This window comes from Rhizobium sp. 01L410, assembly GCF_056400165.1.
Genome location: NZ_JBFTST010000012.1, coordinates 12333 through 25706 on the forward strand (window position 1 = coordinate 12333; position 13374 = coordinate 25706).

The following is a 13374-nucleotide window of genomic DNA, read 5'->3' on the forward strand; positions in this document are numbered from 1 at the left end:
CCGTCACTGTGCGGTTACGGTGAAACTGACAGACGGGAAGCGGCTTGAGGTCGCTTCCACGGTGATCGTGCCTGTCAGTCCCGTTGCTTCCAGCCAGAAACCAGCCGTGCCACCCTGCAGCGGCACGCTGCTCGGGCCGACGATCTTCGCCGGTCCCTCGACGCGCAGCGTGACGCTGTCATCCATGAAGGGCAGGCGCTGATCGCGCTGGTCGAGCGCGCGAATGATGACGCGGGTGCTGTCGCGCTCCCGGGCTTTCAGAGCGATCGCATCGGGTGCGAGTTCAAGCCTTGCTGGCAGCGGATCGGCTGCGAGCGTCAGATGCGCCACCGGCTCGCCATCGATGAAGCCGGTGAATTCTCCATCGATCCATTCCAGACCCCACGTGCCGAGCTCATCGGCGGTGAAATGTCGGTGGTCGAGAACAACAGGGGGATGCGGCAGATGCGGGTAGTTCTCGCGGTCGGGGCCGATCCGCTTGGTCAGCGTTCCATACTTCAATTCGACTTCGTCGCAATTGGTCAGGATGATCAGCGGCAGTACGCCGCCGATGCTGCGCTCGCCGCGCGCCCAGAAGGTCACCGGCTTCATGATGACCTCGTCTGAAGGCTCGCACTGGCTGGCATAGACGTAAGCCGCGAATTTCGGTTCGCGGAACATGTCCATGACGCCGTGGTAGCAGATGCGGTCGCCGGAGCCGAAATCCTTGTGCGTGTTGTAGTCGAACATGCACCAGCCGATCGCGCCTGAGATGTCAGGATCGTCATAGGCGGCGTTCAGAACTTCCAGATGACGGCGCACATGTTCGGCTTGGCGCTGTTCCGGATCGTGCATCTTGGTTGGATGCATATGCCCGTTATACTCGGTGATCAGGTAGGGCACCTTGTGCGCCAGGCCGGTATTTTCCTGCTGCGGGCGCAGCGCGGTGCGTGGGCGGTTGGCGCCCGGCAGTTCCTCGTTGCCGAGGATGAAGTCGTTCATCGTATAGACGTCTTCCAGCAGCTCGCTTTCCGTCAGGTACCGGACACCGCCGGTCTGACGGGTCGGGTCGAGCTCGCGGGCGAGGCGGTTGGTCTCGGCATAGAAGTCGTGGCTGTCGAGCGACTCGTTGATGCGCACGCCCCAGATGATGATCGACGGATGGTTCCAGTCGCGCTCGATCATCCGGCGCACGTTCTCGATCGATTCCTTCTGCCAGTCGAGGTCGCCGATATGCTGCCAGCCGGGGATTTCCTCGAAGACCAGCAGGCCGAGGCGGTCGCACTGGTCGAGGAACCATTTGGATTGCGGATAATGCGAGGTGCGGACGATATTGCACTTCAACACCGTCTTCATGATCGTCGCGTCGAGTTCCTGGGCGGAACGTCCGGCGGCATAGCCGACATAGGGGTAGGCCTGGTGACGGTTGAGGCCGCGCAGCTTCAGCGGCTTGCCGTTCAACAGAAAACCTTCGGGCGTGAACTCGGCGGTGCGGAAGCCGAAATTCGAGGAGAGGCGATCCGAACCATGGCTGGTCTTGAGGTCGACTGTGAGCTCGTAGAGAGCCGGATTGGCGATATCCCAGACCGCGATGCCGCTTAGATCGCTGAAGCCGAGCGTCACGTCCTCGCCCGTGGTCTCAGCCGTTGCCGTGGCGATGACGATGCCCGAGGCATCGCGGATCGTGCCGGATATCGTGCCGAGGAACGTCGCGTCCTGCGGATTGGCGAGCTTGCAGCGAACGGTCGCCGACTTCGTTTCGGCAAGGGCGTTCTGCGTCTCGATCTTGATGTTGCTGAGCGAGACGGCGCCGGTGACTTTCAGCCAGACTTCGCGATAGATGCCGGCGTAGGTCAGGTAATCGATACGGCCGCCGAAGGGCGGGATGGCAGGGTTCTCGCTGCCGTCGATCTTGACGGTGATCAGGTTGTCGCCCTTAACAAGCTTGCCTGTCAGTCGCGCCTCGAACGGCGTGTAGCCATCCTTGTGGGCGATGATCTCTTCGCCGTTCAGGTAGACGACGCTGTCGGCCATGGCGCCGTCGAAGACGATGGAGACTTCGCGGCCTTCGAATTCCGGCATCCAGCGCAGCAGCTTCTGATAGGTGAACGGCCGCTGATAGCTCTTCTCGTCGAAATAGTTGAACGGCAGTTCGACGGCCGTGTGCGGCAGGCTGACGGTTGTGCTGCCGTCGAAAGCTTCGAGCAGCCGCTGGCCGAAGCCCTCGTGGAAGCTCCAGGATTCATTGAAGGAGACGACGGAACGCATATCAGGCTTCCTTGCTGCAGGCGCGGGCAATGATGCGGCGCGAGGCGCGCGCGCGTGAAATCATGGTCATGGAAATTCCTCCTCGATGCAATGAAAAGCGCTGCCTTACGCGGTGGAGCCCCAGCGGGGCGTGCAGGCAAGCGTGATGTTGTGCGGGCCTTCGATATCCTGCTCATGGCGTTCGATCACTTCCACCACGGCATCCATGAAAGCGGCATGGTCAAGGCTCAACGTTGTCAGGTCGTTGCAGTCCCAGGCGGCCATGGCGATGCCGTCCTGGCCGACGATGGCGATATCGCCGGGCGTCTGCTTGCCGAGGACGCGCCGGGCCGCGTCGCGCGCACCGATCGCCATCACGTCGTTGCCGCAAATGATCGCATCCACCTTCGAGCGGTGCAGCAGCATGACGGCTTCCTTGAAGCCGGAATCGTAGGAATAGTCGCCGAACGCCTCTGCCTCGAAAGCCAGGCCGTGCTTGGCGAGACCGTCGGCAAACCATTTGCGGCGCAGCTTGTCGATCCAACTGGATTTCGTTCCGGAAAGATAGGCGAAGCGCTTCTTTCCATCCTTGACGATCTTGTCGATGATCTCGGCAGCGCCGACGGCGCCATCGATGCGGATGCTGGAGACATTCTCGTTTTCGAGCGGCTCGAAGGAGACGATGATCGGTTTTGTCGTATGGAAGATATCGACGGCATCCTGCATCGACACCATGTCGGAGAAGACGACGACGTGATCGACCTGATAGGTCGAGGCCAGCCGCATCAGCTGGAGCCGGTCGGAATGATCGGCGCAGCAGAGAATGATCGGCAGAAGCTGGCGTGCCTGCAGGCGATGGACGAGCAGCTGCTGCTCTTCCGCCTCGCAAGGATTGCCGATGGCGTTGACCACCAGGGCGACCAGGCGGGAGCGCTGGTTGTTGAGCGACCGGGCAATGGCGTTCGGCTGGTAGCCGTGCTCGCGGGCGACAGCGAGGATGCGGTCGCGCGTGGCGCTGCCGATGCGGGAATCAGGTGAGAAGGCGCGCGAGATCGTCGCCGAGGACACACCGGCGAGTTTTGCCAGCTCCTTGGATGTGATGCGTTTCCTGCTCATGCTGCTTCCACCCCGTCTAGACCCATTCCGCTCTTCTCCGTATCGCGGAGCGGGTCTACCTCTGTTGTTACGCAATTCCGGACGCAAAACCGCTACGCAGTTTTGCTGGAATTGCTTAGACGGCGATCCTGACGGGCACTCCCTCCGCCGCCGCCGACTCCTTGATTGCGTCCCAGAGCCTAGCGAATCGCAGGCCCATTTCAACGGAGCCGGAGTTTTCCATGCTTCCGGCGCGGATGGCGAGGAAGTTCTTCATCGGATTGCCGAGAATCTCGGCTTCTTCGCGGGGTTCGCTGGTCCGGCCGAAGCTGATCTCGCGCCAGCCGCCCCAGGCGTCGATGCGCACGATGGCCTTGGAATAGAAGAAGGTGATGTAGGAGGCGCAGCCGGGAGGGCCTTCGCCGGCTGCCGTCAGCGTCGCCAGTGCGCCATTCTTCAGCCGAGCGGAAACGGCTGTGGCGATATCCACCTTGCGGCCATGATTGTGCATGTAGGCCGAAACGCTCTCGAAGTCCGAATTGGCGAGCAGGCAGACGGTGTTCATCATGTGAGCGCCGGTATCGAACATGAAGCCGCCGCCGGATATTTCCGGCTGCTGCTTCCAGTGACCTTCATAGTTGGCGGCCCAGCTTTCCCAGATCATGCCCGATATGGCGATCAGGTCACCGAACTCGCCTGACAGCGCCCGCTTGCGGGTGTCGAGCACCAGCGGCGAGAGTCCGCCCTGGAAGGCGGTGACGATGGTGACGCTGGTCTTCTTCTGTGCGGCGATCAGCCGTTCGGCTTCGGGGACGGTTGTGACCATCGGTTTTTCCAGGAAGAGGTCGAGTCCAGCCTCGGCGACGGCGACGGCCTGTTCGCCATGGAATGCATGCGGGGTGGAGATATAGATGATATCCAGCGCGTCGCGGCGCTTCGCCAGCATGTCGCGATAGTCTTCAAAGGCTTCCGGTTCGGGTGCGCCGGCTTCCTTGCAGACGTCGATCAGCCGTTTGCGCGATCCCGGGATGGTATCGGCGAGAGCGGCAAATTCGATCTCCGGCATCTTGGCCCAGCTATGGGCATATTCGGCCGCCTTCAGCCCGGCGCCAATCACGCCGAGGCGCAGTTTCTGTACCATGCAAAATCCTCCCGAATGCGATTGTGCAAACGATTACACAAACGTTGTATTTGTTGCAAGCTATAAATAATCACATAAAAACAATAACTTAAATTTTGCGTTGGAAACGATTGCAAAATCATCTTGTCAGGCATGGGAATGCGTGTACATTTTCGACAGGTGCTGGAGGGCGCCATTGTGAACAAGAGGGAGGACTTCCGTTGAAGAAGACGGTTATCGGTGGCCTTTGCGCCATATTGCTCAGCGCAGTATCGACGCTGGCTCATGCTGAAACGATCCGGATTGCGAACCATGGCCAGTCGGGTATCGACGCCATGAAGTCGACGGTCGAGCGCATCGAGAAGAAATACGGTGTCACGGTCGAGGTCGTCGAATACCCGGCGCCGGACAAGGATTATCTGACGAAACTGCTGACCGAGCTCGGCGCAGGCAACGCGCCCGACTTGTTCTCCATCCCGACTGCATCTGCCGTCGCCGATATGGTGGAAGCCGGTTACCTCGCTCCTGTCACCAAGGAATTCAAGGCCTGGGAAGGCTATAACGGCCTCTACGATGTGGCCAAGCAGCTGGCCGTCAGCCCCGATGGCGAGACCTATGTGATGCCCTTCATGCTCGGCATCCAGGAAATCTACTATCGCAAGGATGTGCTCGATAAGGCCGGTATTTCGACCGAGCAGCCGAAGGACTGGAAAGACCTGCTCGACCGCGCTGCCGAGATCAAGAAGAAGACCGGCGCCTATGGCCTGCTCTTCCCGGCCGGTGTGGCCTGGGGCGGCGGTGCCTTCGACGAGGGCTTCCAGCATCTGATCGTCGGCTCGAAGACGCCGCAGATCGTCGATGCCGATGGCAAGTTCGATCTCAACGGCGAAGGCGTCAAGGATGTCTTCGATGTCTACAAGCAGCTGATCGATAACGATCTGATGCCGGTTCAGCCGCTGCTCGGCCCCGAGCCGTGGGTCGTGCCGAAGTATGAGATGTTTCCGCAGGGCAAGCTTGCCGCCACCACATGCGGCTCCTGGTGCTACATTTTCGACTGGGGCCGCGAGAGCAAGAACCCGATCCCTGACGTGACCAAGATTGTCGGCACCTGGACGGTTCCGGGCCAGAACGGCGGCCAGTACGTACTCGCCAACCTGGCGGCTCCGTGGGCCGTCAATTCCAAGTCGGCTAACGCGGAACTGGCCATCAAGGCGCTGATGGAAATCGGCTCCGTCGAAACGCAGGTCTCCTATGCGGCCCGGATCGGCAATATTCCGGCGAGCAAGGATGCGGCTTCGAATGCCGACTTCCAGAAGCTGACGGAACTGGTGCCGATCCATGCGGCTGCCGGAAACGGCGTGTTCCTGAAGCAGGCTTCCGGCTTCGGCACCGTTTCGGAAGGTGTTGCCCGCGCCACCGAAGCGCTGCTGCGCAAGGAAACCGATGCAGCCGGCGCCCAGAAGATCCTGGTCGACTACGTCAAGGAAACGCTCGGCGACGATGCCGTGAAATAAGCTTGGGTACTTTCTCCCGCCCAAGATTGGGAGGCGCGGCAAGTCTGCCGCGTCTTCCGCTTCATTCGATAAGGTTGTGAGCTTCGATGATCAGAAACTCTCATGAACGCCGCGCCGAGCGCCAGCTTCTCATCATCCTGCTGCCGTCGCTGGTTCTGCTGCTTGCCTTCGTCATCTACCCCGCGCTGTACTCGGTCTATCTGAGCTTCACCAACGAGGCGCTGACCGGTGCGGCTGCGCTGCGGCCCCGTTTCGTCGGTTTGCGCAACTACGCGCGGCTGTTCAATGATGCGAAGTTCTGGAATTCGCTGCTCGTTACCTTCTTCTTCGTGGTCGGCTCGGCCGTCATCGGTCAGTTCGTGCTCGGTCTCGTATCCGCCATGGCGCTGCGCCGCGAGATCCGTTTCCGGCAGATCTTCTCGTCGATCATCCTGCTGCCGAACGCCGCTCCTGAGGTCGTCGCCGGCTTCATGTGGATCTCGATGCTGGCGGGCGGCGAGCATGCGACGCTGTCGCGCATCGTCAGCTTCTTCGGCATTGCGCCGGCTGACTGGCTGAACACCTTTCCGCTGGCGATGATCATCATCGTCAACACCTGGCGCGGTATCGCAACGGCGATGATCCTGCTGACCGCGGGTCTCAGCACTATTCCCAACGAAATCTATGAGGCTGCCCGCATGGATGGTGCTACCCCATCGCAGATGTTCCGCCGCATCACGCTGCCGCTGATGATGCCGACGATCCTGCTCTACATGCTGATCTCTGCCGTCTCGACGATCGCCGTGTTCGGTCTCGTCTATGCCCTGACGCGCGGCGGCCCGGGCGGCGCGACGGAACTCGTCAGCATCTATATCTACAACCAGTCCTTCACGGCGTTCCAGCTGGGCTACGGCGCTGCTGTCGCGGTCGTCGCGTTGATCATCTCGCTGATCCTCGGCATCGGCTATGTCCGGGCCATGAAGGTGGAGATCTGATATGGCGGTGATCTCTCCGAGCGAAGGCGCCAACAAGACGCGCTCCGATCTCATGGCCTATGCCACGCTGTCGGTCATCTCGATCTTTTGCGCCGTGCCGTTCTTCTGGGTACTTCTCGCCTCCCTCGATGGCAATGCCCAGCTCTTCCTGCGCTGGCCGGAGCAGTGGAGCCTTGGGAATTATGCCCGCGTCTTCATCAAGGAAGATGGTGGCCGGTGGCTGTTCAACTCGCTGTTCATCGTTGGCGGCGCGACCCTTATCGTCATGGTTCTGGCAGGGCTTGGCGGCTATGCGCTGTCGCGGACCCGCGCCTGGTGGAAGCTGCCGTTCCTCTACACGATCCTGCTAATCCGTGTGCTGCCGCCAACAGCGCTGGTAGTGCCCCTCTACAAGTTCCTGCTGACGCTCAACAATGCCGAAGGCGCGATCCTCCGGCCGATTTTCGGCAGCTATGCGCGTGACATCATGCGCTGGACAGGCTTCATCGACGGCTATCTCGGCATCATGCTAGTGCTGGCCACCATGCAGCTGCCGCTGGCGCTGTGGATCATGAAGACCTTCTTTGATGGTCTGCCGCGCGACTATGAAGAGGCGGCCGTCATGGACGGCGCCACGATGGTGCAGCGCATCCGCCGGGTGCTGATCCCGCTGGCGCTGCCTGGTCTTGCCGCAGCTGGCCTCTTCACCTTCATGTCGGCCTGGGGCGATTTCCTGCTGCCGCTGATCTTCCTGTCGTCGCCAGAGCTGCAGACGCTGCCGCTCGGTCTCTTCCGCGCCTTCCTGCGCATCAACGAGATCGATTACGGCCTGCTCGCCGCCCTTGCCTTCATCTACCTCCTGCCTGCCGTCATTGCCTTCGGCTTCGCGCGGCGCTTCCTCGTCCAGACATTCTCTGGCGGCGTGAAGGGCTGAGACAAGAAAGAGAAACCGAATGATCAATCTGAAGAACGTCCGCAAATTCTACGGTGCGCTCGAAGTCATCAAGGGCGTCGATATCACCGTCAATGATGGCGAATTCGCCGTCTTTGTCGGCCCCTCCGGTTGCGGCAAGTCCACATTGCTGCGGATGATCGCCGGTCTCGAGGGCATCGATGACGGTGATCTCATCCTCAACGGCCAGCGCATCAACGACGTGCCGCCAGACAAGCGCGGCATTGCCATGGTGTTCCAGTCCTATGCACTTTATCCGCATATGACGGTCGCCGAGAATATTGGCTTCTCGCTCAGCCTGAAGAAGGTGCCGGAGGCGGAGATCCGCAAACAGGTCGAAGGCGTCGCCGAAACCCTGCAGCTGACGGACTACCTCAATCGCCGCCCGGCTGCCCTTTCCGGCGGCCAGCGCCAGCGCGTCGCCATCGGCCGGGCAATCATCAAGAAGCCGTCGCTGATCCTGTTCGACGAGCCGCTCTCCAACCTCGATTCCGCACTGCGCGTGCAGATGCGCGCCGAGCTGCAGCGGCTACATAGGGAGCTGAAGGCGACGGTCGTCTACGTCACCCACGATCAGGTGGAGGCGATGACGATGGCTGACCGGATCGTCGTGCTGAACAAGGGAACCGTGGCTCAGCAGGGTGCGCCGATGGATCTCTATCACAAGCCTGAAAACGAGTTCGTCGCTACCTTCATCGGCTCGCCGAAGATGAACGTCATTCCGATGACTGCGACACGGCAGGGCGGAAATCTGCATCTGGAAAGCACGATCGGCCTGGCGATGGACATGTCCGGTGCGGCCGATGTTCCCCAGGGCGAGGTGCGCCTCGGCGTCCGGCCCGAGCATCTGAAAATCGCGGCCGATGGGCAGGGTAACTTCAATGCCGAGGTGGCGATCGTCGAGCGTCTCGGCGTCGAGACCTACATCACCGTCGGCACCACCAAGGATCCGATCGTCGTCCGCTCGGATGGCGATGTTGCGGTCCGGCCCGGCGACCGCGTTTCGCTCTCGGCAGATCCTGCGGCCTGCCATCTCTTCGACGCGTCGGGACGGGTCATCCGTCCGGCTCAAGCTTGATAACATTCGAGGATACCATGACGATCAAGGTTACGATCTGGAACGAAGGCCGCCACGAGCAGGTGCACAAGGAAGTACAGGATATCTATCCCGACCGTATCGACGGCGCGATTGCCGCCGGCATCAAGCATGCCGATTTCGAGATCCGCCGCGGCACGCTCGATGATCCGGATGAAGGCCTGCCTGACGCGCTGCTCAATGATACCGACGTGCTGCTCTGGTGGGGCCACATGGCGCATGAAGAGGTAAGCGACGGGTTGATCGACCGCATCCAGCAGCGGGTGCTGAAGGGCATGGGTCTCGTTATCCTGCATTCCGGCCACCACTCGAAGCTGTTCCGCCGCCTGATGGGCACCAATGCCAATCTCTCCTGGCGCGAGTCGCCGGCTGGCGATCTGGAGCGCGTCTGGGTCATCAATCCCTCGCATCCGATCGCCGAGGGACTGCCGCCCTATTTCGAGGTCAACGCCTCGGAAATGTATGGCGAGCCCTTCGACATTCCGCAGCCGGACGAGCTGATCTTCATCTCCTGGTATTCGGGCGGCGAAGTGTTCCGCAGCGGCTGCACCTGGCAGCGCGGCCGCGGGCGCATCTTCTTCTTCAGCCCGGGCCATGAGACCTATCCCATCTATCACGACAAGATCATCCATCAGGTCATCTCGAACGGTATCCGCTGGGCGCAGCAGAAGCACAGGGATGGCCGCATCCTGGAAAACTGGCATCGCGCCGAGGCGCTTCACGGCCGTCCCGACGGAAAAGTCTGAGCTTCCTCCCGTGGGGGTTGGGGCGGATTTGCTCCGGCCTCCGCGGGCGGGTCCTTCAAGGAGAGAGACGATGCAGCTGATATCGCTGAAGGCCGAAAGCGACGTTCACGAGTTTCTCATCAGCAAGACGTTCTGGGCTGTCGTCTATCGAAACGTGCCGGAGCGGCTGGCAGCGCTTGCCCGGCTGGCTGCCGAGCGGCCCGACGTTTTCGCTTTCGAAAGCAGCCAGAAGATCGCCGAGCGCTGCAATGTCTCGCAGACAAGCGTCGTCCGCTTCGCCCAGCATCTTGGCTTTGACGGGTTTGCCGAGATGAAGCAGGTGTTTCAGCGGGGGCTCCGCCAATCCGCCCGTCGCGCCTCGTGATCAGTTACGGGTACTGTGCACCATTGACGGTCGTGTAGATCGAATAGAGCGACTGTGTCGCGGTGATGAAAAGGCGGTTCTTCTTGATGCCGCCGAAGCAGATGTTCGAGACCGTCTGCGGCACCAGGATCTTGCCGAGGAGAGTGCCATCGGGCGCAAAGCAGTGGACGCCGTCGGCGGCACTGCTCCAGAGATTGCCTGAGAGATCGAACCGGAAACCGTCAGGCACGCCCTTGTCGATCGAGCAGAAGTAGCGGCTGTTTGCCAACGTCTTGCCATCGACAACGTCGAAGACGCGGATGTGGCGGGGCACATCATGGTTCGACGAACCTGAATCGGCGATATAGAGCTGTTTTTCATCGGGCGAGAAGGCAAGGCCGTTCGGCTGGATGAAGTCGGTGACGACGGCATCGATTTTGCCGCTTTGCGGGTCGATGCGATAGACGTTGCGGGTTTCCTGCTCGGGCTCGGCCTTGTGGCCTTCATAGTCCGACATGATGCCGTAGCTCGGGTCGGTGAACCAGATCGAGCCATCGGATTTGACGACGACGTCGTTGGGAGAGTTCAGCCGCTTGCCTTCGTAGCTGTCGGCAAGAACCGTGATGCGGCCATCCGGTTCGGTGCGCGTCACCCGCCGTCCGCCATGCTCGCAGGAGACCAGCCGTCCCTGGCGGTCGCGGGTATTGCCGTTCACGTAGTTGGAAGGCGAGCGGAAGACGGAGACCGTACCGTCGGGCACCCAGCGCATCATCCGCTCGTTCGGAATATCGCTCCAGAGCAGGCAGTTCCAATCGGAGAACCAGACGGGACCTTCGGCCCAGCGGCAGCCGCTATAGAGCTCTTCAAGCCGGGCACTGCCGGCGATCAGGCCATTGAAGCGTTCATCACGGATATCGTAGAGCGGTTTTTCGGACACGGATATGCTCCTCCCAAAGCAATGGATGCGTCTTTCGTAGCGACAAACGGTGAGACGTGCCAGAGCCCGGCGCTGAAAATTACCGGGCTCCGGCAGTCACTTAGAGAGCGGCAACCGGATGCGGCGAGCCGTCATAAGCGCCCCAGATCGATTGGTCGAAGCAGATGACCGAACCTGTCATCAGGCCCGATTCCGCAGACGAGAGATAAGCGCAGGCGCGGGCCACTTCCTCGGGGTCGACAAGGCGGCCGAAGGGCTGGCTTGCGGCGGCCTTCGCCAGCCAGTCCTCGGCGGCGCCATGGTATTCCCGCTGGATCCGGTCTTCGCCCTCAGAGGACATCCAGCCGATGTTCAGGCCGTTGACGCGGATGCGATTGCGCAGCAGCGCATAGGCGGTGTTCTTGGTCAGCGTCTCCAGCGCGCCCTTGGAAGCGCAATAGGCGGCGATGAAGGGCTGACCGGCTTTCGCCGACATCGAGCCGATATTGACGATCGTGCCTTCGATCTTCGCACGGCGCATCACCTTGATCGCCTCCTGGATCAGGAAGAACGGCGCCTTGACGTTGACGGCGAACATCTGGTCGAAGAGCTCCGGGCTCGTGTCGAGGATCGTGCCGCGGTCGGTGATCGCCGCGGCGTTGACCAGTGCATCGACGCGGCCGAAGGCCTGGTCGCAGGCGCGCACGACGTTCTGCGCGTCCTCGACCTTGCCAAGATCTGCCTTGACGTAGACCACCTTGGCGCCGGTTTCGGCCGAGAGTTCTTCCGCCTTGGCCTTGCCTTTCGCTTCATTGCGGCCGCAGATGACGATGCCCTTGGCGCCGCGTTCGGCAAACAGCCGCGCGATGGTGGCGCCAAGGCCCTGGGTGCCGCCGGTGACGATGGCGATCTTGCCGTCCAGGCGGCTCAAGTCTGTGCTCATGTGGTTCCTCCGTTGGTTGATATGCAAATAGCCCCTCGCGGGTGCGAGAGGCGGTTTGGTTCGTGCGTGTGGCCCCCTCATCCGGCTGCCGCCACCTTCTCCCCGAGGGGAGAAGGGATTTGCCGCGCTCTCAGGTTTCCCCTTCTCCCTAGCGGGGAGAAGGTGCTCGAAGGGCGGATGAGGGGGCCTTGTTCTTACGTCAGCTTCTTTTGCGCCTGATCTGCAAGCGCCTTGGTGAAGGCTTCATCGCTCCAGCCTTCCTTCAGCGCCTCATGCATAAGCTGCGCCTGCGTCTTCGGCGCCAGGCCACCGACCGGCGGGTCGCGGTCGAGGTTGGTCGGGAAGGAATAGCCCTCGGCGCAGGAGGCGACGGCGTTGACGATATCGGTTTCCGAAAGCTGTCCTTTCAGCTTTTTCAGCGCCGGGAACAGCTTGGCGCTCATGCGTTCGCGGTTGACCGTCTCCATGGCGCGGCCGAAGGCGGAGGAGACCTGCAGGAGGTTTGCGACGCGCTTGATATCGGCGGAGCGGTTGGTGCCGGCGGCGTGGAAAAGGGCCGGGTTGAAGAAGACCAGGTCGCCCTTCTGCAGCGGCAGCTGGATATGGTGCTTGTCGAAGTAATCCTTGAATTCCTGGCGCTTGAGCGCGAGGTAGCCCGGCACATAGGTCTGGCTATGCGGCAGGAAGAGCGTCGGTCCGCTTTCGAGCGGCATGTCGCAATGGGCGACCGCGCCCTGCAGCGTCAGCACCGGTGAGAGCTTGTGGACGTGGGCGGGAAACTGCTCAATGACCTTGGAAGACTGGAAGCCAAGGTGATAATCGCGGTGGGCGGACTGGGCGGCGCCGCCCGGATTGACCCGGTTGACCTGTGCCGTCATCTGATAGCTCGGCCCGAGCCAGGCTTCGCTGGCGATCGCAATGATCGGATTGGCGTAGTAGCGGGCGAAATTCTCGGGATCGGCGAGGCAGTGCTTTTCCAGCGAATTCCAGATGCGATCATTTGCGCCCGGCTTGGCAAAGTGGTCGCCGCCGCCGGTCGATGTGCGGTGCTGTTCCTCGATGATCTCGTCGAAGATCTTGCTGGCGCGGTCGATGATCGAGGTATCCTCGTAGGCGCGCTTGAAGACGACGACGCCAGGGCCTGCACCGAAGGCTTCACAGATTTCCGCCAGCACAGCGCGGCGGCCCTCGGGATCGGCGATCGCTGCGACGACCTTACGGCTGTCGTAGATCAGCACGTTCTTCTCGACGCTATCGGCATTTGGGTAGTCTGCGAGCAAGGTCGTCTTCTCGGCCAGATCGCGAAAATCGCCGAGATCGCAAGCGTCTTCGGTCAGCCAGACGCGGTCGGCTCTCAGTTTCTGCAGGTTGTCGGTTTTCATCAGGTGCTCCTCCAATCGCTGATGGAGGGCACTATACGCCGCAGCATTTGCTGATATAGATCAGCGATCCATCAAAAAACCATCAGAA

At 61.3% G+C, this 13374-nt stretch carries 12 protein-coding genes; 6 read left to right on the plus strand and 6 right to left on the minus strand.

Going from position 1 to position 13374, the window contains the following annotated elements; translation table 11 throughout:
• Nucleotides 1–3: 3 nt before the first annotated feature.
• The 3 genes from AC1DV9_RS23015 to AC1DV9_RS23025 form a co-directional block, all read right to left on the minus strand.
• Nucleotides 4–2247 carry a glycoside hydrolase family 2 protein gene (locus tag AC1DV9_RS23015; RefSeq protein ID WP_477950179.1) on the minus strand — a complete coding sequence of 748 codons (2244 nt, stop codon included), beginning with the start codon at nt 2245–2247 and terminating at the stop codon, nt 4–6.
• A 105-nt stretch (nt 2248–2352) separates the two neighbouring features.
• A complete protein-coding gene (locus AC1DV9_RS23020; RefSeq protein WP_477940867.1) occupies nt 2353–3342 on the minus strand; it encodes a LacI family DNA-binding transcriptional regulator in 990 nt (329 codons plus the stop codon).
• A gap of 115 nt (nt 3343–3457) precedes the next feature.
• Entirely contained in the window at nt 3458–4462 is a 1005-nt protein-coding gene (locus AC1DV9_RS23025; protein ID WP_477950180.1) for a Gfo/Idh/MocA family protein, read from the minus strand.
• 200 nt (nt 4463–4662) lie between these two features.
• Here AC1DV9_RS23025 and AC1DV9_RS23030 point away from each other — a divergent pair, with 200 nt between their 5' ends.
• The 6 genes from AC1DV9_RS23030 (at nt 4663) to AC1DV9_RS23055 (ending at nt 10066) form a co-directional block, all read left to right on the plus strand.
• Nucleotides 4663–5955: an ABC transporter substrate-binding protein gene (locus AC1DV9_RS23030; RefSeq protein WP_477950181.1), complete on the plus strand. Its 1293-nt coding sequence runs from the start codon at nt 4663–4665 to the stop codon at nt 5953–5955.
• An 86-nt stretch (nt 5956–6041) separates the two neighbouring features.
• Nucleotides 6042–6929, plus strand: a complete 888-nt coding sequence (locus AC1DV9_RS23035; RefSeq protein WP_112516886.1) for a carbohydrate ABC transporter permease — start codon at nt 6042–6044, stop codon at nt 6927–6929.
• Nucleotide 6930: 1 nt separating this feature from the next.
• Nucleotides 6931–7842: a carbohydrate ABC transporter permease gene (locus tag AC1DV9_RS23040; protein ID WP_477950182.1), complete on the plus strand. Its 912-nt coding sequence runs from the start codon at nt 6931–6933 to the stop codon at nt 7840–7842.
• A 19-nt stretch (nt 7843–7861) separates the two neighbouring features.
• Complete coding sequence (locus tag AC1DV9_RS23045) at nt 7862–8938, plus strand: ABC transporter ATP-binding protein (RefSeq protein WP_477950183.1); 1077 nt, start codon at nt 7862–7864, stop codon at nt 8936–8938.
• 17 nt (nt 8939–8955) lie between these two features.
• Nucleotides 8956–9702: a ThuA domain-containing protein gene (locus AC1DV9_RS23050; RefSeq protein ID WP_310296756.1), complete on the plus strand. Its 747-nt coding sequence runs from the start codon at nt 8956–8958 to the stop codon at nt 9700–9702.
• A gap of 70 nt (nt 9703–9772) precedes the next feature.
• A complete protein-coding gene (locus AC1DV9_RS23055) occupies nt 9773–10066 on the plus strand; it encodes a MurR/RpiR family transcriptional regulator (RefSeq protein WP_310296758.1) in 294 nt (97 codons plus the stop codon).
• Nucleotides 10067–10070: 4 nt separating this feature from the next.
• Here the strand turns inward: AC1DV9_RS23055 and AC1DV9_RS23060 are convergent, their stop codons facing one another.
• From AC1DV9_RS23060 to AC1DV9_RS23070, 3 genes are all read right to left on the minus strand, one after another.
• Complete coding sequence (locus AC1DV9_RS23060; RefSeq protein WP_477950184.1) at nt 10071–10982, minus strand: SMP-30/gluconolactonase/LRE family protein; 912 nt, start codon at nt 10980–10982, stop codon at nt 10071–10073.
• A gap of 100 nt (nt 10983–11082) precedes the next feature.
• Nucleotides 11083–11904, minus strand: coding sequence for an SDR family oxidoreductase (locus AC1DV9_RS23065; protein WP_477950185.1), 822 nt, complete (start codon nt 11902–11904; stop codon nt 11083–11085).
• 194 nt (nt 11905–12098) lie between these two features.
• The gene (locus tag AC1DV9_RS23070; RefSeq protein WP_477950186.1) at nt 12099–13286 is read right to left on the minus strand and encodes a phytanoyl-CoA dioxygenase family protein; all 1188 of its coding nucleotides are present in this window, start codon (nt 13284–13286) and stop codon (nt 12099–12101) included.
• Between the last annotated feature and the right edge of the window lie 88 nt (nt 13287–13374).